Origin of the sequence: Streptomyces sp. NBC_00631 (assembly GCF_045206895.1) — a bacterium.
Lineage (GTDB): Bacteria > Actinomycetota > Actinomycetes > Streptomycetales > Streptomycetaceae > Streptomyces.
Window position 1 is genome coordinate 4,430,430 of the sequence record NZ_CP107734.1, and the last position, 18,963, is coordinate 4,449,392.

An 18,963-nucleotide genomic window follows, 5' to 3' on the forward strand; every position below is an offset into this window, starting at 1 on the left:
AGTCGACGCCGGTTCGGGAACGGGCGTTTGAGCCGCACGGAGAGGTTGAGAACAAGCCATGATCCGACGCAGAACACTCCTGGCCGCCGCGGGAGGCGGCCTCCTGGGCAGCGCCCTGGCCACGGGCACGGCCCGCGCCGACGCGACCATCGCCGTCAGCCCCTCCACGTCCTACGGCACCTGGGAGGGCTGGGGCACCTCTCTCGCCTGGTGGGGCAATGTCTTCGGCACCCGGGACGACTTCGCCGACATCTTCTTCACCACCAAGTCGACGACGTACAACAGCACTTCACTCCCCGGCCTGGGCCTGAACATCGCCCGCTACAACCTGGGCGCGAGCAGCTGGAACAGCGTGAACGGCACCACCATGGTGGCCTCCCCCAACATCCCGGCGTTCAAGCAGATCGAGGGCTACTGGCAGGACTGGAACAACGAGGACCCCACCTCCTCGGCCTGGGACTGGACGGCGGACGCGAACCAGCGGGCCATGCTCGTGAAGGCGGTGAACCGCGGCGCGACCGCCGAGCTCTTCGCCAACTCCCCCATGTGGTGGATGTGCCTCAACCACAACCCGTCCGGCGCCTCCGGCGGCGGCAACAACCTCCAGTCCTGGAACTACCGCCAGCACGCCTCCCACCTGGCGGCCGTCGCCCTGTACGCCAAGAACAACTGGGGCGTGAACTTCGCGACGGTGGAGGCCTTCAACGAGCCCTCCTCGTCCTGGTGGACGGCGACCGGCACACAGGAGGGCTGCCACATCGACTCGACCGTCCAGGCGGCGGTCCTCCCCTACCTCCGCAGCGAGCTGAACAACCGGGGGCTCACCAGCACGAAGATCTCGGCGTCGGACGAGAACACCTACGACCTGGCCCGCACCACCTGGAGCTCCTTCTCCTCCACGACCAAGGGCTACGTGGACCGCGTCAACGTCCACGGCTACCAGGGCTCGGGCGGCCGCCGGGACCTGCTCTACACGGACGTCGTGACGACGGCGGGCAAGGCCCTGTGGAACTCCGAGACCGGCGACAAAGACGGCACCGGCTACACCATGGCCTTCAACCTGCTCTACGACTTCCGCTGGCTGCACCCCACCGCCTGGGTCTACTGGCAGGTCATGGACACGGACCCGGACTGGGCGATGATCCAGTACGACGCGAGCACCCTGGCGCCAGAGGGAATCACCACCAAGTACTACGTGATGGCCCAGTTCAGCCGCCACATCCGTCCCGGCATGAAGATCCTCGACACGGGCGTGAGCAACGCGGTGGCGGCCTACGACGCGTCGGCGAAGCGCCTGGTGATCGTGGCGTTGAACACCGCCACCTCCGCCCAGACCTTCACCTTCAACCTCTCCGGCTTCACGACGGTGACCGGCGGCACGAACGGCCTGGTCCCCCGCTGGAACACCGTCACGACGGGCGGCGACGCGTACAAGTCGTACTCGGACACCTACCTGTCCGGAAAGACGGTGGCGGTGTCGGTCGCGGCGAAGGCGGTGCAGACCCTGCAGATCGACGGCGTGACGATCTGACCCGGGCCACCGGCGGCGGAGTCCAACCCTGAACCGGCGGCGGGGGCACGTGCTCACCGTGCCCCCGCCGCTGTGGGCTACCGCCGGAATGCGGTTCGCGAGGCGACGGAGTACTTCATCGGCCGCTGACGCCCTGCCACGCCGGGGCGGCGGCGTCAGCGGCCGCTCTGCGGCCGCGACCTCCGCGCCGCCAGGAACACCAGCGCGCCGCCCGCCACCAGCAGGACGGCGATGCCCGCCCGCAGCAGGGCTCCGTCCGAGCCCGTGGCGGCGAGGCCACCGCCGGTCGTCGTCCCGCTCCCGGTTCCCGCCCCGGAGCCGGACGGGCTCGCGGTGGCCGTGGCCGACGGGGACGCGGAGGCGCTGGGCGACGGGCTGGACGTCGCCGAGCCGGTGGCCTTCACCGCGATCGCCGCGGTGTCGTTCGCCGCGTCGTCGTCACGGTTGGGGTACTCGGGGTTCTCCACCGCCTTCACGCTGCCCCGCGCGCCGGGGACGACCCGGTCGATCCGCACCGTGAACTCCTGGGTCACGGAGTCGCCCGGCCGGAAGTCCGTGCTGCCGATGTCGCAGGTGTAGCTCTTCGCGCCGGCCCTGCCCGGTGTGCAGTTCCACAGCGGCCCCGGGTCGCCCTGCTCGCCGGGGCCGGGGGCGCCGGTGATGGTGGTGCCGGCCGGCGGGGTCACCACGAACGTGCCGGAGTTGTCGGCGTCCATCCACTGGAAGTCCATCCGGCCCGGCCCGTTGTTCCGCACGCCCACGGTGATGCTCACCGTCTCGCCGACCTTGCCCTCGACCGTGTCACCGAGCGCCTGGTAGTCGGCGTGCTGGGTGGTGGCGAAGGTGCCGTACCCGGAGCCGGTGAATCCGGAGCCGGAGGGGACGGACTTCAGGCCGAGCGGCGCGCCGGTGCCGGTCTCGGGGAAGTCGGACGGGTCGAAGGAGTCGGGCGCGGTGCCGCCGACCGGCCACACGACGTAGGTGTTGTAGCCGTACATCGTGTCCTTGGCGGCGGTGTAGCGCAGCGGCGCGTCCGTCTCGTAGGCCGAGCCGGGCGCGACCGGGGTGGCGAACCGGCACCAGGCGCCGAGGTCGGGCTGGTCCGAGTAATGGCAGTTGGAGTGGTCACGGGCGAGGGAGACGCCGTCGGAGTCCTGCACCAGCAGCATGACGCCCTGGTCGGCGGGGGCTGAGCCGGTGTTGGCGAAGGCCGGGGTGCGTGCGAAGACGGCGCCGGGCGCGATGCCCTTCAGCGCCGGGTAGGGCCGGCGGACGAGCTTCGGCCCGCCGACCAGGACGTCCGTCTTCCCGGTCACGGTGGGCGCGTCGGAGGCGGTGGCGGTGTAGGTGATGGCACCGGTGTCGCCCGCCTTGGCGGCCGCGGTGGGCTTCAGGAAGAACGGGTCGATCGACTCCCTGCCCGACAGCGGGCCCACGTCGCACCTCACCTTCAGGGCGCCGGTGCTCACGCAGTCCCCCGTGACCACCATCGTCGCCTTCCCGGCGAGGGACGACGCGTCGACCGCGACCGAGACGTCGTGGGCGTCCCCGCCCGAGGCGGTGATGCCGAGGTCCAGGTTCGGGCCCTCGCCCTCGGTGGGGAGGTAGTAGTTCTCCTGGGCGTCCAGGACGAGCGTCGTTCCGGCGGCGTGCGCGGCCGGGATCGCGACCGCCAGGGCGGCGGTCGCGAAAGCGGCGGCCGCCGCTGTCCGCCATGTTCTACGTATCGTCAGCACACTACGTGGACACGCCAGCACACCGGAGGGTTGCGCCCGAGTGTCCGTCAGCTGACGGACGGGTTCCGATCCGGGAACCTCTCCAGAGCACCCGACTTAGCGACGGCCGACGGCCGACTGCCAGAAGTTCACCGGGAATCCGCACGGACCAGCGCGGGCTCCCCACAGGGCAGAGGCCGCGTTTCCACAGGTCACCGAATCCCGTCGGCAGCCCGCTGTACGACTACCCGAGCCGCACCCGCATCTCCACCCGCACCTCGTCCCCGGCGCCCAGCCCCTGCGGCCCGCGCACCGCACTCTTCAGCGGCAGCAGATACCGCCCGTCCTTGGGAAACAGGGACGTCTCGAAGACCACCCCGCCCAAGGTCACTTCAACAGGAATGACCCCCCACCCGTACGAGGCCATGGCGGCCACGGCCCGCACCTCCTCGCACTCCTCCTCCGGGACGGGCAGGAAGTAGTAAGGAGCGGGCCCCCGCCACTCCACGACACACCCACGGAACTCGAACCGCACCCGACGACTCCCCTCGCTACGGACTGCCCCCTATCCCTATCTCTTCTTTGTCACCGCCGGGCAGTACGGTGTCGTTCATGCGCCCCGACACGCCTGCCGAGAACGTCGACCACACCGCCGAAGCGGCACGCCTGGAGCGGACCGCCGGCCTCTACCCCGAGGACGCCGAGGCCCTTCTCCTCCAGGCCGCGGCCCACCTCGAACTGGCCGACGCCCGCCCCGCCGCGACCGCGCTCTACGACCGCCTCCTCTCCACCCCGGACACCCTGGAGAACGCGTCCCTCGTCCGGGCCCTCAAGGCGTCGAACCTGTGGGAGTACGACCACGAGGCAGAGGCCAGGGCGATCATCGAGGGCATACGCGCCACGGCCCCCCGGGACCCGGCCCCCTGGGTCATCGTCGCCGAGTCCCTCGAATCCCACGACGAGCTGGAAGCGGCGCACGACACGTTCACGGCGGCGGCCACCCTCCTCCTGACGGACGTCACCGACCCCCCGTACGCCACGCACCCGGTGCTGATCGGCCGCCACCGGGTCCGCCGCATGCTGGGCCTCCCCCACGACGACTGGGACGCCCGCGCCGACACCCTCCACTCCTCCGCCATCTCCCTGGACGAGCTCCACGACCCCAAGCGCGTCTGGTCCCTGGGCTCCGACAACCCGGCGGAACTGGAGGCCGAGATCTCCCGCCTCCGCGCCGAACTCGGCGCCTACCGCGAGGCCCTCTCCCGCCCCTTCCCGGTGGCGGTCCTGCACTGGCCGGCGGAAGAACTCTCAGAGCTCCTGTCGGCATACCCGGACCTGGCGGTGGAGTATCCGTCCCACCCCGAGCACCTCTCGACCATAGAGTCCTCCCTCCGCGAACTCTCCGTCTCCGGCACTGGAAACCTGGGCATCGTCACCGGCACGGTCCCCTCCTACGAGGCCTTCGCCGCCTCGGAGGGCTCGTCCCCGTCCGACACCACCCTCCTCCCCCAGTACGCGACGACGTTGGCGGCACGGGGGCGGGCGGTGGTTTGGCCTCCCCAGCAACGAGGGAACTGCTGGTGTGGGATTGGAGCGGCCTACGGGGAGTGCCACGGCGATGCCGAGGGTTGAGGTATCCCTCCATACCTTGACACCCAAAGGCCTGGCAATCCCCTGCCGAACCGCCCTGCAGCAGTGGCAACTTGAACTTTAGCTCTGGATGGCGAGACGGCACTCGGTGGCAGTCCGCCCTCGAACTGCACCTGGCGCCATGAGCAGGTCTTGATGTCTCCGGGCCTAAAACCCAGGCATCTACGGATCCGCTTCCCGCCGCCCCGCCCCCATGGCACGATGTATTCGCCTAAAACCCTCACGGAAAAGTCAGCGCTATGAATTATGATAACGAAGGAATTTCACCCGACGATGCGACGAGTGACGCGGAAGAGTTGTTCGGTGAATCAGAGGACGATCTCACTAAGCTCCGCGAGGCAACTTCCTTTGACGCATTCGTTGTTTCCAGCGACTGGACATCCGAGACCCTATTGAGTCAGATCCAGCGTAACAACATTGAAATGGACCCAATATTTCAACGTAGGGACGCATGGGACAGGAAGAAGAAGAGTCGCTTCATCGAGTCGCTGATTGTCGGCCTACCGGTACCGCAAGTAGTACTTGCGGAAAGGAAGGGAAAGAAGGGGCAGTTTATTGTATTGGACGGAAAGCAAAGGCTACTCACTCTCGTTCAATTTGCCCAAGGCGAATTCAGGCTAAGTGGCCTTGAACTCCGTTCCGACCTCAATCGCTGCAACATTGACAGCCTGCCGAGCGATGAGCGCCTAGCCTTCGAAACCCAAACCCTTCGCACCATGGTTGTGCGCCATTGGCAGGGAGATGAATTCCTTTACCTGGTGTTCCATCGATTGAATACCGGGAGCGTTCCACTGAGCCCCCAGGAACTACGACAGGCGCTCCACCCGGGGCCGTTTGTCGCCTTTGCCAACACTTACACGACAGAAGATTCCTCCTTTGCTCGACTTTTCGGCCGGAGGAACGGTCCAGACTTCCGGATGCGCGATGTCGAACTTCTAGTTAGGCATTTCGCCTTCATCCGCTTTCTTCCTGATTATGCCGGCAATTTGAAGGATCTGCTCGACTTGACGTGCGCGCGATTGAATAACTCTTGGGCGACCGAAAGCGTTGCAGTAGAGGAGCAAGCACGAGATTGCGCAGAGGCAATTTCCGTAGTTTCTAAAACCTTCGGCAAGAACGCGTTTCGACGCCACAACGGCGAAGATTACGAACGGCCCTTTAACCGTGCGGTTTTCGACATTATGTGCTTCTATGCGCGGCACCGTGAGGTGCGCGCTCGCATGCAATCCCGTCCGGAGGAAGTGCGAAATGCATTTGAGCAATTGTCAACGGATAGTCGATTCGTCGCTTCACTGACCAGTACCACGAAGAGCTTGGAGGCCGTGGAAGTGCGGCTTTCCAAGTGGGGGAAAGCGCTAGAGCGGACAATCGACCTGGAATTGCAGATCCCTGTCGCACGAGGGGGCCGAATTGCCTACTCAGCGATATAACCAATTGATTCGAAGGATTGATCGACTGGATCGTCTTTTTCTCCCAAAACGGAGTCCCGTTGGTTCTTACACCTTGGACGAGTACGATCAGGTGCGCGCATTTATCGTCCTAAGTCATGCGGAAGTCGAAGAATATATCGAAGCGATGTGTCTTGATATACTCCAAAAGGCCGAAGCGCGTTGGACTAGTTCCGGCTTCGCTGGTGCGTGCATAGCGGCCTTGATGCTATATAATGACAAGCAAACAAAGCCACCAAAGTCGCTCGCTTTACAGGCCCAGAAAGACACCGTGGACGAAATCGTCAAGTCAGCCTTCCAGAAACACCGAAGACTTGCCGAACGTGATAACCACGGGGTGAAAGAAACAAACCTGCTGCGCCTACTCCTCCCGATAGGATTCAAAGAGTCCGACTTCGATGGCATCTGGTTGGGGGTAATGAACAGCTTCGGCGCCAATCGAGGAATGGTTGCGCATCGCTCAGCAAGCAGAGTTCACAACCCACCGGACCCAACAATTTCACGTCGACAAGTACAAGACGTCCTAGACGGACTCCTCCTCCTGGAGAGTGTTTTCGCGCGGATCAAGCGCCGGTGAGGTCATTGTCGTCGCAGGATGGTTAACGAGAAGCTGAGGAAATGTGCCGATGCCCTGTGTGGCGCCCCCGTTGCCACTGGCTGGCTTAACTCCTCTGGCACGACATGGCTCGAACATCAGCTAGGACGGTCAGTCGCAATGACGGGTGCGCCGACCATCGGCGCACCCGTGTGCCTGGATATACCCTCGCGGGGTCTTACAACGGCTGATATATTGAGTCGAGTTGTCGGTAGGTAATGAGACATTAGGCGAAATCACTTACCGCCTGCACCACGGTTGCGGCCACTTACTCAGGGTCCCCGCGCCCTTCGACTTTCCCGTCTCAAGCGGGTTGAGAACCCGTGAAACTAAGCTAAGATAGTGCGACCGAATGCTTGTGATTAGGTCTCAGCGCGACAGTTCGGGAAAGACCTGCTCAATGATCTTGATAAGTTCACGAGCACCAGTAATGTTTAGCTGAACACTCTGGCTAATCTTGCCGTGAATCTGTCGATCAGCTGATCCATACGTATCCAGTTGCAGGATACGTTGACCGTCCACAGCGAACGATCTAACGCCACAAGTTACCGGGCCATGCATCTTCTGGATGTCGGAAGTGACCGACTCGAACTTCTCGATCAACGCCATGAGACCACTCTTCCATATCTTCTCCATGGATAAAAGGCATTCCGGCTGCCATGCCCAGGGTAGGAGCTGAGCGCGCGTCCGATGCGGCGTAGTCGCCAGGGATCGAGCGCCCGGAAGAGCACCCCCAGCAGCCGGGGGGAGGCATGCGTGGTGCGCCTGACCTTCTACATCCCTCGCGTCCACCTCCTCGATAACCTACCCACATGATCCACGCAGTCGTCTTCGACGTAGGTGAGTGCCTGGTAGACGAGACCAGGGAGTACGGAACCTGGGCCGACTGGCTCGGTGTTCCTCGGCATACCTTTCATGCGATGTTCGGGGCGGTGATCGCGCAGGGGCGGGACTACCGTGAGGTCTTCCAGGAGTTCCGGCCCGGGTTCGACCTCTCCGAGGAGCGGGAGAAGCGAGCCGCCGCTGGGCAGCCTGAGTCCTTCGGGGAGGAGGATCTCTACCCCGACGTCCGGCCCGCGCTTGCCGCGCTGCGGAGCCAGGGGCTCTGGCTCGGGATCGCCGGGAACCAGACCGTGCGGGCCGGGCGGATTCTGCGTGAGCTGTTCTCAGGTGATGTCGATCTGATCGGTACGTCGGACGACTGGGGGGCCAGCAAGCCAGACCCGGAGTTCTTCAAGCGGGTCGCCGGCGCCGTGCCGTTCGAGGTCGGCGAGATCCTCTACGTCGGGGACCGCTGCGACAACGACATCCGCCCTGCCCGACAGGCCAGCATGTGCACCGCCCTCGTACATCGCGGGCCCTGGGCCACCATTCAGTGGAACGATGCCGAGGCCAGAGAGCTGCCGACCTTCCGGATCACAGGGCTCACCGAACTTCCCGAGCTCATTCGGGAGTTCAACGACCCAGCGCGCTGAGCGTCGTCGACCAGTCGTACAAGCGGTCGTCGAGGTCACGAACGCAGCGCTCGGTCTGGTGAGGCGTGAGTGCCCGTCGTACCTCGCGCACTCGGTCCATGCCAGTGGCGTACCAGGTGGCCGCCAGCTGGTCGAGGGCCTTGCCCGCGTACTCGCACGCCTGCTCCGGGTTCCCCGAAGTCGCCTCGACGGCTGCCAGGTCGCCGTAGACCACCGAGCGTTGTTTGTCCTCGGCCGGTGTCATCGCGCCAAGAGCGCGCAGCAGGCTTTCGCGGGCCTGCGGAAGGTGGCCGGCGATCATCTGGGTGTTGCCCTTGAAGGCCGCCAAGCGGGCCGGGGAGAACCAATCGAGCCACTCCGGCGAAGGGTGCTCGTTGCCCGCGGTCAGGACGTCCTCGGCGTGGCCGAGGAGGTGCAGCGCTGTACGAGTGTCGCCCGACCTCGTCTCGCACTCCGCTTCCACAGCGTCGAGCCAGGCAAGGAACTCGGCGGAAGCCGGGGCACGCCGTGCGTACGTGCGTGCTGCTGTCATTCGCTCAAGCGCGCCGTCGCGGTCCGCGACCCACCCTGGAACGAATGCCATGTGCGCGATGATCGCCGAGCCGATCAGCACGTCGTCTGCCTCTCCCGCCGCCTGCAAGGCCAGTAGGAGTGTGTCGTTGGCCGTGCTCGCCTCGCGGAGATCGAAGAATTCGATGCGGCCTGCGAGGAGGTAGGTCTCCGCCATCGCGGCCGCGACCACGCGTCGCGTCGAGTCGGTCGTCTGGGGAAGCAGGGCGCATCCCAGTGTCGCGTGTGCGACAACTGCCGGATGCAATTCGGCCGGTGCCACGGACCAGTAGAGCCGACGGTGCGAGCGAGTAACCGCCATGAAATCGGCTCCGGCCGTGGACGGTTGGGGTGTCATAGCAACCTTGCGAGGCAACGACGACCGTCCCGGCAAGTTCCCACCGCCGGTGACCAGGGCGCGCCGCGCTTGCTCCGCGTGCTGCGGCCCCTCGGAACCCCACGGGGGCGTGAATCCCAGCGCCTCCATGCTCTGCCCGAGCAGGTGCACAAGAACCCGCTGGCAGTCCGGTTGCGGCCAGGGCGGGTTGTCCGATTCCCATCGGCGAACCTGTCGTACACCGATCGACAACCCTCGAACGCCCGTCTCCTTGGCGTGCTGGGTGAGTGCGTCGGCCAAATGTTGCTGCGAGTTGAAACCCGCCGCTACGCGGGCGGCCTTGAGTCGGACGTTGCCGGTGGGCCTGGGCACTGGAGCACCTCCTGCTACGACTTCTCCAACTCTCCCACAGAGGGTCCGGTTTCAGGCATGCTCTCCCTCCTCAGGAGTCATGAAGGCCCCTATGAGGTCCTATAAGAGACCTCTTCAAGTCCTCGAATCTGACGCTCAGTTACTGGACGCTTTGGGGCGTTCCCAGAACAGGAGGCAGGTTGTGGACACACAAGAGGCCCTGGACAGAGCGATCGCGGAATGGCTCGCACGAGCTCATCCGACGCCTGCGCGGGCTTGGCACGAGTGGGCGGTTCAGGGCGTCGCGCTGCTGCCGCTCGGCGATCGCTTCGCGGCGGTACGCATGGCGGCGGAGGAGGTGCACGCCGCCGTCGATTCGAGCGACCCAGGCGATGTCGCCGTCTGTCTCGGTCTCTTACTGGGAGGCTCGATCATCTACGACCGGCGATTCGCGGGCGGAACGTACTACGCGCTGATTCAGGGACACACCGGTCTGGTCTGGGCGTACGACGACATCGTCACGTGTCTGGGACAGGGCACCTATCTCGGTGTGCCGCGGCTCGACCGGCAGCAGCCACCGGGGACGTACTGGCTTGTCCCACCGCGCTACGAGGGCGATCTGTGCACCCCGCGTTCAATCACGGCCGTGGTCAGGAGGGGGCGGTCACGACTGGCCGCACGCTCGGAAGCCTGATCATCCTTCCCGAAGAACCTCGAAAGGAATGGTGAGCAAACGCATGACGACCGCTGTCCCCCAAGCTCCCTGGGCCATCCGTTTGGTGACCGATCGGCTGCCGGTCGGGCCTCCCCCGTACTCGTCCGTGGTACTGGTCCCCGCCTCGCAGACCGCTGTGTACACGGACGACACCGGGCAGGTGGTCGAGATGGGGAAGCACGGAACGTCGAAGACCGCGGGTACGGCATCAGTGTCCGGGGGCGGGGACGGGCAACAGCCGCAGCCTCAGACGCAGGACGACAACACGACCGACTACGAGTCGGACTGAGCGGGTGGAGTCCGTTGTACTGGTGGTCACCGCGTTGGAGGACGTCACCGCGGACCGGGTCATCGAGGCTCTGAACGAGCGTGGGGCGACTGTCGTGCGCGTCGATCCGGGAGATGTCGGCCCTATGCTCGGCTTCGGGTTCCGGCTTGGTCGCGGCGAATCGGTGTGGCACGGACGGTTGCGTACGGCCAGCCGAGAGGTGGATGTGGAGGCCGTGACTGCGGTCTACTGCCGTCGCCCTACTCCGTACACGGCACGGTTCGACCATCTGGACAGGCAAACACGGGAGTTCGCTGCCGCCGAGGCACGCCATGGGCTCGGAGGCGTGCTCCACAGCTTGCGCCGTGCGCTGTACGTCAACCACCCCGCTGCCGTGGCCCGCGCCGACTTCAAGCCCGCCCAGTTGCAGAGGTTCGCCGCGCTGGGGCTGCGCGTTCCGGCGACCCTGATCACCAACGACGTGAAGGAGGCACAGAGGTTCGCCGCCGAGCACGGGCTTGTCATCTACAAGTCGTTTCGAGGGTGGCCGAAGGGGCCGGATGGGTGCTCCGGGGCGATCTGGGCCCAGCGAATCGAGGCCGCCACACTGGACGACTCCGTCTCGGTGACCGCGCATCTCTTTCAGGCGGAGATTCCGAAGACCGGGGACGTTCGGGTCACCGTGGTCGGTCGTCGGATCTTCGCCCAGCGGATCACCGCGCCGGACGGTGCGCTGGACTGGCGGCGGGGTGACTGGGACCGTCTCGTGCACACTCCCGTCGTCGTCCCGGAGTCCGTGCGAGCCGCGCTGCACAGTTACTTGGCCTCGTTCGGGCTGGTCTTCGGCTGCTTCGACTTCGCGCTCACCGGCGAGGGAACGGCTCCGGAGGACTGGTGGGCCATCGAGTGCAATCCCAACGGGCAGTGGGGGTGGCTGCCGGACGCGCCGGCCATCGCGGCCGCGTTCGCCGACATCCTGAACGGGGAGGAAACAGAAGACCATGACACTGGGGAGTGACCTTGAGGTCAGCGCGGTTCAGCCGCGGCGGAAGATGGCGGAGCAACTCGCGCGCGACGGCTCGGTGGCTGATCCTCGGTGGCTGGCAGCCGTCGAAGAGGTGCCCCGGCATCGGTTCGTGCCGGGCTTCTACCTGTCAAGCGGGAAGCTTGACGAGCACGGGCTCACGGTGTGGGAGCCCGTCACCGCCGAACTCGATCGCGGGAAGTGGCTGACCGCGGCGTACTCCGACGCCACGCTGATCACCCAGTTCGACGACCAGGAGCCGGACTGGACCGCGCCTCGCATACGGCACGGTGGAGCGCCGACGTCGTCCTCAACCCTGCCGTCGCTGGTCCTGCGCATGTGGGCTGATGCCGACTTGGAAGAGGGACACACTGTGCTGGAGGTCGGTACGGGCAGCGGCTACTCCACCGCGCTGGCGTGCGAGCGCCTCGGGTCTGCCGACATCACGAGCATCGAGGTCGATCCGCACCGACTGGCGGTGGCGGCGGACGCGCTCCACGGCTCCGGTTACACACCGACCCTTGCCGTGGCGGACGGACTCTACGGCTACTGGCCCGAGGCGCGCTTCGACCGGGTCGTGGCCGCCTGTTCCTTCCGATCCGTGCCGGATGTGCTCATCGCGCAGACCCGACCGGGTGGGAAGATCCTGCTCACCCTGTCGGGATGGCTCTACGGCTATGCACGTGTCCTTCTGACGGTCGCCGAGGACGGTACGGCGGAGGGGCGTCTGCTCCCGGGCACCGTCTCGTTCATGTCCGTCCGGGCGCACGCGGCTCCGGCCTTTGGGAATCCCGCCCACTGGGCTGCGGGGCTGCCGGAGAAGGGAAGACCGGCGAGGCATGGGCCCGAGCGGATCTCGGCGACCAGTCCGCAGGCGTTTCACCTGCGCTTTCTCGTCCAATGTGCTGTGCCCCACGCCCAAATGGCCACCGTAGGGAAGGTCGTGCACCTGATCGACGTCGTCCATGGCTCTACCGCTTCGCTCACACCATGCGACGGCGGGTGGGAGGTGCGCGAGGCCGGGCCGGTGCGGTTGTGGGAGTGCGTGGAGGAGGTCCTGGACGCCTTCGACTCCGCCGGTCGGCCCGGGGCCGAGCAGTTCGAACTGCGGGTGTGTGGTGCTGAGCGGCAGCAGCTACTGGTGCACCCGCGGATGCCCGGCCTTGAGTTGTCCGGACGGTGAACCGGGCGACGGAGGGCGCGGACATCGTTTGAAGGTCCCCACCGAGACATGGCGCATGCTCATGGTCGACGTGGTGAAGTACCCAGTCACCAGTGCCTGTTGCCCGGCCAACCGACTTGGAGATCCTGTTGGCAACGCCTCATCCCCCTGCGAGAGTTGGCCCCGTCAGCTGAGACGCGGGGGAACGGGCGGGGCCGTGGTGCAGAGGCGTCGGCAGGTCGTGCTGTGCGTGTGTGCTGTCGTACTCGCGGTCCTCGCCGTCGGCTATCCACGCAGTGCCGACGACGTCGTGGCCGCCACCCAGTTCAGCATCGCCTTCTTCGCCACGCTGCTGACCGGTGAGGCCGTGATCTTCGCGCTCACCTTCTCCGCGGCCAGTTCCTGGCCCTCCTTACAGGCGATAGACAGCCACATCGCCTTCCGGGAGTGGGTGCTGGTCGGCTGGTTCGCCGCACTCTTCACCGCTTGTGGTGTGCTCGGCGGCAACGGGATGAGCGCGACCTACGGCGCGTTGCTGTTCCTGCTGGCCAACATCTTCGGGATCTTCTCCTTCGTCCAGCTCTTCGGTCTGGCCAGTGTCGGCGGTCGTAACCGGCTGCTGTGCCGGACGCTCGCCGAGTCGCTCGGTCGGCCGGGTGTCGGGGCCTCGGTCCACGACTTCGAGAACAGTTCGGTCGTCGACGCCTACCTCGGCGCCATCAGCCAGGCCGTGACCAGCAACGACCCGACCGCTGTCAGAAACCTCGTCGAGCAGTTGGTCGAGGCCGAGGTGGCCGTGGAGGCGGCCGAGAACGCGATCAGCCTTCATATCGACGTCCTGCACCGGCTCGCCCGCGCAGCTCTCGTCAGCGGGGCGGATCCGATCCACGTGACCGCCTGCGCCGACGCCCTGGTGGATTCCGTCGTCCGGCTGTGTGGACGGCTGCCCGACCCGGCCCCGCCGCTCGGCGCGCTCAGCCGGTATCTGGCCTGGCTGGGCAACACCGCGCTGCTCATGTCGGTCCGGGGCGTCGCCTCCAACCGGTCCGCTCGTGAGCTGGTGGCGCTGAGCACCGACGCCCGGTCGCGGATCCTGCGTCGTGTCGACCCGGACCCGAAGTCGGCCAACGGCCCGGACGAAATCGGCACCCTGCTCCCGGAGCCGCTGCAAGTCCTGATGTGGAGTTCGGACTTCGCCGAGTTCCATGGTGCGCATCAGGCCGGGGCCTTGTACGGCGTGTACGAGATCCTCACCGGCACGAAGTTCATGGGGAACTACTGGGACGGCGCTTCGATTCTGACCCAGTTGCGCCGCTCGCTGTTCGGTGACGACGATGCCGTCAGCACCCCGGCGGCGGACGCGACGCGTGCGGCCTTCGGGAGCGTCGAGGAGTACGACCACTTCTGGGCCCTGACCTCGGTGACCGCGCTCGCCACCCTGCGGGACTGCCGTGTCGCCCATCCTCCGGAGCTCGTACGGCCCGAGTTCACCCCTGATCACCAGCTACTGGGCGCGTACCTGCGGACGTTTGCCACCCACCGGTACTTCGGCACGGCGGAGGAGGCACGTACGGCCCTGGTCGCCCTCATCTCCCGTACTGCTGTGGGCGAGTCGGCGAGTGAGCGGGTACACCATGGGCGGGTCGGCCGTGCGTACCGGGTACCCGCCCCGCATGTGGAGCCGCAACTCCGGCCCGCCGCCATGATCCTGGCCGTGGCATGCCGGCTGGCTCCGCTCGCGCCCGGCGGGGACGACGCGGAACTGCGTGGTTTCCTCGCGGCGCTGCCCTCGGTCAGTCTGCGGATCACCGCCGGTCTGGCCGCCCGCGTCCTGCCCGGTGCGGCCGAGGTCGCGCAGACGGATCCGGTCGAGGCCATCGTCACAGGTCTGAAAGTCCTGACTCTGGTCGGGTCTCACACCCGGGAGGGGGCATGACGGATCCGGCCATGGACACGGCCGTCTGGCGTGAGCGCATCGCCGCGTTGGAATCGGACGCGGTGACGGCCGCCGTCATCGTGCAGTGCGATCTGACGTGGCTCCGACCCGATCTCCTCGGCATTCGCAACGAGATCGACCAAGCCGTCATGAAGGCCCAGTTGCGTCGCGGTGACGGCCTCACCGTGGACCGCGTGGTCCTGCACAGTCTGCCCGTCGAATCCGCAGGCGTTGTCGGGGCGTTCGAGGAATGGCAGCTCCGGATGTCGGCCGCCGCTCTGCTGCTCTGTGCGGACGGTCTGCCGACGCCCAGGATCCACCGGCTCATCCTCGGCGGCGACCAGTCGTCCGCGCCCATCCCGGATATGGTCGAAGTGCTGGAAAACGGCGACTGGACCGACCACCAGCGGGCCGGGCTGGCGCTGGACATCATCCATACGGTCGGCGCCACCACGCCCCTCACGGGCTACGACATGAACCTGGACGGCCCCTTCGGCGATGCCGATCCCTCCATCTACATGTGAGCGTGGCGCGAGCGGCCCACCAGAAACTTGGAGACCAGGTGCCCTTCTCCCCCGAGATCCCCGAGGACCACGACTTCCTCTCCCAGGCAATCGAGCTGTCCCGCCATGCCCTGGAGGACGAGGGCAAGACTCCGTTCGGCGCCCTGGTCGTCATCGACGGGGAGGTCGTGGCCACCGGCACCAGTTCGGTCGTCGAACTCCGTGACCCGACCGCGCACGCCGAGGTCATGGCCCTCCGTGCCGCGGGTGGCAAACTCGGCAGCCACCTCATGGAGGGCGCCGTGATGTACTCCAGCAGCGAGCCCTGCCCCATGTGCCTGGTGGCCTGCTACTGGGCCCGCGTCTCGCGCCTCGTCTACGCCGCCACCAGCCACGACGTCGGGGTCAACGGCTTCGAGGACCTCCAGTACTACCGCGAACTCAGCCTCCCCAACGCGGAGCGCGGTCTTCTCGAAGAGACACCGGTCGGTGGGGAAAGCCGTGAGATCGCGGCCGCGGCCCTGGGGAGTTGGGCGGACAAACTGCCGTTTCCCGTGGAGCCCAAGCTCTGACCCGCGGGCCTCACCACCCGGGCCTCCCGCCGGGTCCTCAACCCCGCCGAGAGCCGACGGTCCGTCAAGAAGGTGTTTCCCGTCCTCAACGCTGCAGGTCAGCGTGGCTCCAGGGACGTCGAGACGCAGCCTCGTCGGAGGGTGGCCAGGTTGCGGGCGCGGGCTGGAAACCGCCGCCGTGCAAGGGCCCTGATCACATAGCCTCTTCTGGCACGCACACGCCAAGGGGAGGATCATGAGAGGCAGAGTGGCATGGGTCGCGGCAGGTGGGGCGGCGGCCCTGGTGCTGACGACGGCGACCGGAGCGCACGCGGAGGGGCGGGGCGACATCCGGGTGGTGAAGACCGTCGTCAACGGCGGCGGCAACGTCATCGTGGGAACGTCGAAGACGATCAAGTACCCGATCGACATCACCGTCAAGGACGACTCGGGGGTGAAGGGGCTCACGCACGTCAGCACGTACAGCGCCACCAGCACCGACAGCGGCTTCGTGGACTGGGACGGCACCTCCTGCACGAAGAAGTCGGCCACCACGTCGGTGTGCAGGGCCACGATGAGCGTCACGCCGGCCTGGATCCCCGGTTACAGCGACGGTGACGCCAACAAGACCGCTGGAGTCTGGCAGGTCAACGCCACTGTCCAGGCGAACGACGGCGACTACTGGATCTCCGACCGCATCGCCCTGTACAAGCTCAAGCGCGCAGCCCAGCTCACCACCGTGATCACGCCCGCGGAGGTCGCCAAGGGCGCCAAGGTGACCGTCACCGGCAAACTGTCGCGGGCCAACTGGGAGGACCTGAAGTACCACGGGTTCACCGGGCAGGAGGTCAAGCTCCAGTTCAGGAAGAAGGGCGCCGCCCACTACAGCACGGTCAGGACCGTGACGACGGGCGACGCCGGAAAGCTGAGCACCAAGGTGACCGTCACCTCGGCGGGCAGCTGGCGCTGGTACTTCCCCGGCACCACGACCACCTCGCGGAAGGTGTCGGCGGGAGACGTACTCGGCCTGAAGTCCTGAAGTAGCCGGCGGACGGCACCTCAGAACCGCCGAGGGGCAGAACAGCCGCTCTGGCCTCCGAGGTTGAGGATGAAAGAAACCCCTCCTCAGGCGGACCGGTAGATCCCCTCGGCGTCGTCGTGTGCCCAGGCCGCGTACTCCTCGAAGCCCAGGTTGCCGATGCTCAGGTTGGCGTGGACGTCGTGGACCCCTGCCGGTGTGGTGCGGAACTCGGTTCCGAACTCGGTCAGTTGCTCGTAGTCCGCGTCGTCCACGCACTCCTCCCGCGTGAGGGTGGTGATCGCGAGCAGCGGGTGGCGCCCGGTCCGCATGGTCGTCCGGTCGGCCAGGAACACCACGGCGAGGTTCTCGTCGGCGGCGACCGCGGGAAGTATCTCCTCGGCGGCCGCGTCCGCCCAGGCCGGGTCGTCGACGAAGTGGACGGATGCTTCGTACGCGCCGTCTCCCCAGGGCGCCAGCAGCGCGGCTGTGACGTCCTGCCAGGTGCGGTCGTCTTCGTAGTCGGTCCTGACGACCAGGGCGTCGAACTCTTCGCGGCCGGTGACGGCGGGCAGCGCTCTCATGGTTCTCTTCGTCGTCGGTGAGGCTCAGGGGCCGGGGGGTGCCCAACTGTCTCATGCGCGTCAGAACATGAACGGGCCACCGTACATCGCGGTGAGCGTCCGGCAGTGGAACGTGATTCCGTACATCACGAAAGTCAGGTTGTACGTGCCGGCGAGGGTGTCCAGGCTCTCCCCGGAGGCGACCGTTCCCCTGAGCGGGCCGAGGATGAGTGGATCGCCCACGGCGATGAACGGGTTGGCCGGGTTGCCGGTGAAGGTGACCGGATTCCCGGTGCCGGTGTCGTTGAGGACCAGGGCCTCGGTCAGGGAGAGCGGCTGGATCGAAAGGGGGGCCGTGATGCCGAGGAGTTCGACGGTGATCCACGCGTCGGTGCCGCTCTGGGCGGCCGTGAGCTTGGCGTCGGTCTCGCCGAGGGTCCCGCAGTCGTAGCGGACCGTGGCCGTGTCCGGGGTCACGGCGTCCGCTCCGGGGGCCAGGGCCACCATGCCGGCCAGCAGCACGGTGGAGGCTGCCGCGATCACGGCAGCACGTAACTTCCGCTTCGTACGTCTCATGACTGGCTCCTCTGAGGGGAGACTCCCGTTTCTGACATGCCGTCAGGCGTCGGCCACATTGACGCGCAGGGATCACGAGAAGGCAAGCGGTACGGGCGCCCGCGGGGCGCGTCGGCCCAGGGCCGGTCGATCGACACGTGGCGACTCATGACGATCGGGGCCGTGGAGAAACCGGGAGGGACGAGGGACGTCGTCGCGGGGTAGGCAAGTGGGCGCATATGTAGACTGGTCGCCCATATAACGCGGGCGGCGAAGGGCGATGACCGATGCAGGAGAACCGGCCTTCGATACGGCGCGGGCGTGGCCGACGGCCGGCGGACGAGGTGCGCAGCGACGTGCTGCGGACCACGGCGGAGATCCTGTTCGAGGACGGGCTCAACGGGGCCACCTTCGAGAAGGTCGCAGCCCGGGCGGGGTCGAGCAAGACCACGCTGTACAAGTGGTGGCCCTCCCCGGGCGCCCTGGCCTTCGAGGCGTACTCCGCCGCGGTGGAGCCGACTCTCGCCTTCCCCGACACCGGGGACATCGAGCGTGATCTGGCCGCCCAGCTGCACGCTTTCGTCGACCTGCTCACAAAACGCCGGGGCGGCCCGGTGATCGCCCAGCTCATCGGTGCCGCACAGACCGACCCGGATCTCGCCGCCGCGTTCACCAGGAGCTATGTCCGCCCACGCCGCCGGCTCGCCATGGAGCGGATGATGACGGCGCGCGACGCGGGCCAGATCCGCGCGGACGTCGATCTGGAGGTCGTCGTCGACCAGCTCTGGGGCGCCTGCTACCACCGGCTCCTGCTTCCCGCCGAACCTCTCGACGCGGCCTTCGCGGACGCCCTGGTGAGCAACACCCTGCGGGGCATCCAGTGACGCCGACCCCGCCCGCGTCGTAGCGCTTCGAGGAGTGGCGCGATCGATCGGCGATCGATCGGCCCTCGAATGAGCCGCCCGGCCCGCACGAGCCGAACGACCTGCAGGACCCGCCCCGGTGACCTCCTCACCG

Annotated in this window: 20 protein-coding genes; 14 read left to right on the forward strand and 6 right to left on the reverse strand. The window is 66.7% G+C overall.

Annotation, left to right across the window (positions count from 1 at the left end):
* Positions 1-58 precede the first annotated feature (58 nt).
* A complete protein-coding gene (locus OHB00_RS20270) occupies positions 59-1,531 on the forward strand; it encodes a beta-1,6-galactanase (protein WP_406436305.1) in 1,473 nt (490 codons plus the stop codon).
* Positions 1,532-1,686: 155 nt separating this feature from the next.
* Here the strand turns inward: OHB00_RS20270 and OHB00_RS20275 are convergent, their stop codons facing one another.
* Entirely contained in the window at positions 1,687-3,267 is a 1,581-nt protein-coding gene (locus tag OHB00_RS20275) for a hypothetical protein (protein ID WP_406436306.1), read from the reverse strand.
* A gap of 223 nt (positions 3,268-3,490) precedes the next feature.
* Positions 3,491-3,781 (reverse strand): DUF1905 domain-containing protein, encoded by a 291-nt coding sequence (locus OHB00_RS20280; RefSeq protein WP_406436307.1) that lies wholly within the window; start codon positions 3,779-3,781, stop codon positions 3,491-3,493.
* A gap of 77 nt (positions 3,782-3,858) precedes the next feature.
* On the opposite strand from OHB00_RS20280, the gene OHB00_RS20285 reads away from it, so the two are divergent.
* The 3 genes from OHB00_RS20285 to OHB00_RS20295 all read left to right on the forward strand — a co-directional run bounded on the left by OHB00_RS20285 (position 3,859) and on the right by OHB00_RS20295 (position 6,921).
* A complete protein-coding gene (locus OHB00_RS20285) occupies positions 3,859-4,878 on the forward strand; it encodes a hypothetical protein (protein ID WP_406436308.1) in 1,020 nt (339 codons plus the stop codon).
* A 257-nt stretch (positions 4,879-5,135) separates the two neighbouring features.
* Positions 5,136-6,326, forward strand: a complete 1,191-nt coding sequence (locus tag OHB00_RS20290; RefSeq protein ID WP_406436309.1) for a DUF262 domain-containing protein — start codon at positions 5,136-5,138, stop codon at positions 6,324-6,326.
* Between the two features lie 73 nt (positions 6,327-6,399).
* Positions 6,400-6,921, forward strand: a complete 522-nt coding sequence (locus OHB00_RS20295; protein ID WP_406436310.1) for a HEPN domain-containing protein — start codon at positions 6,400-6,402, stop codon at positions 6,919-6,921.
* 387 nt (positions 6,922-7,308) lie between these two features.
* Here OHB00_RS20295 and OHB00_RS20300 read toward each other — a convergent pair whose 3' ends face one another.
* The gene (locus OHB00_RS20300) at positions 7,309-7,548 is read right to left on the reverse strand and encodes a hypothetical protein (RefSeq protein WP_406436311.1); all 240 of its coding nucleotides are present in this window, start codon (positions 7,546-7,548) and stop codon (positions 7,309-7,311) included.
* Between the two features lie 203 nt (positions 7,549-7,751).
* Here OHB00_RS20300 and OHB00_RS20305 point away from each other — a divergent pair, with 203 nt between their 5' ends.
* Entirely contained in the window at positions 7,752-8,414 is a 663-nt protein-coding gene (locus tag OHB00_RS20305) for an HAD family hydrolase (protein ID WP_406436312.1), read from the forward strand.
* Here the strand turns inward: OHB00_RS20305 and OHB00_RS20310 are convergent.
* Complete coding sequence (locus OHB00_RS20310; protein WP_406436313.1) at positions 8,395-9,672, reverse strand: transcriptional regulator; 1,278 nt, start codon at positions 9,670-9,672, stop codon at positions 8,395-8,397. The two genes, OHB00_RS20305 and OHB00_RS20310, sit on opposite strands and share 20 nt — an antisense overlap.
* A gap of 181 nt (positions 9,673-9,853) precedes the next feature.
* Between OHB00_RS20310 and OHB00_RS20315 the strand changes: the two genes are divergently transcribed.
* The 8 genes from OHB00_RS20315 (at position 9,854) to OHB00_RS20350 (ending at position 16,849) form a co-directional block, all read left to right on the forward strand.
* Positions 9,854-10,345, forward strand: coding sequence for a hypothetical protein (locus OHB00_RS20315; protein WP_406436314.1), 492 nt, complete (start codon positions 9,854-9,856; stop codon positions 10,343-10,345).
* A 43-nt stretch (positions 10,346-10,388) separates the two neighbouring features.
* Positions 10,389-10,655, forward strand: a complete 267-nt coding sequence (locus OHB00_RS20320) for a putative ATP-grasp-modified RiPP (RefSeq protein ID WP_406436315.1) — start codon at positions 10,389-10,391, stop codon at positions 10,653-10,655.
* 22 nt (positions 10,656-10,677) lie between these two features.
* A complete protein-coding gene (gene tgmB / locus OHB00_RS20325) occupies positions 10,678-11,652 on the forward strand; it encodes an ATP-grasp ribosomal peptide maturase (RefSeq protein ID WP_406445893.1) in 975 nt (324 codons plus the stop codon).
* Positions 11,636-12,841, forward strand: a complete 1,206-nt coding sequence (gene tgmC / locus OHB00_RS20330; RefSeq protein ID WP_406436316.1) for an ATP-grasp peptide maturase system methyltransferase — start codon at positions 11,636-11,638, stop codon at positions 12,839-12,841. Before tgmB ends, tgmC begins: the two co-directional genes overlap by 17 nt.
* 196 nt (positions 12,842-13,037) lie before the next feature.
* Entirely contained in the window at positions 13,038-14,756 is a 1,719-nt protein-coding gene (locus OHB00_RS20335) for a hypothetical protein (RefSeq protein ID WP_406436317.1), read from the forward strand.
* On the forward strand, positions 14,753-15,280 hold the full coding sequence (locus tag OHB00_RS20340; RefSeq protein ID WP_406436318.1) for a hypothetical protein: 528 nt from the start codon (positions 14,753-14,755) through the stop codon (positions 15,278-15,280). The genes OHB00_RS20335 and OHB00_RS20340 overlap by 4 nt, the downstream gene beginning before the upstream one ends.
* On the forward strand, positions 15,277-15,831 hold the full coding sequence (locus OHB00_RS20345) for a nucleoside deaminase (protein WP_406436319.1): 555 nt from the start codon (positions 15,277-15,279) through the stop codon (positions 15,829-15,831). The genes OHB00_RS20340 and OHB00_RS20345 overlap by 4 nt, the downstream gene beginning before the upstream one ends.
* Positions 15,832-16,066: 235 nt before the next feature.
* Positions 16,067-16,849: a hypothetical protein gene (locus OHB00_RS20350; RefSeq protein ID WP_406436320.1), complete on the forward strand. Its 783-nt coding sequence runs from the start codon at positions 16,067-16,069 to the stop codon at positions 16,847-16,849.
* Between the two features lie 86 nt (positions 16,850-16,935).
* On the opposite strand, the gene OHB00_RS20355 is transcribed toward OHB00_RS20350, so the two are convergent.
* Both OHB00_RS20355 and OHB00_RS20360 read right to left on the reverse strand, forming a co-directional pair.
* Positions 16,936-17,412 (reverse strand): DUF6924 domain-containing protein, encoded by a 477-nt coding sequence (locus OHB00_RS20355; RefSeq protein WP_406436321.1) that lies wholly within the window; start codon positions 17,410-17,412, stop codon positions 16,936-16,938.
* A gap of 60 nt (positions 17,413-17,472) precedes the next feature.
* Positions 17,473-17,967, reverse strand: coding sequence for a hypothetical protein (locus tag OHB00_RS20360; protein WP_406436322.1), 495 nt, complete (start codon positions 17,965-17,967; stop codon positions 17,473-17,475).
* Between the two features lie 335 nt (positions 17,968-18,302).
* Between OHB00_RS20360 and OHB00_RS20365 the strand changes: the two genes are divergently transcribed.
* Positions 18,303-18,830, forward strand: coding sequence for a TetR/AcrR family transcriptional regulator C-terminal ligand-binding domain-containing protein (locus OHB00_RS20365; protein ID WP_406436323.1), 528 nt, complete (start codon positions 18,303-18,305; stop codon positions 18,828-18,830).
* Positions 18,831-18,963 lie beyond the last annotated feature (133 nt).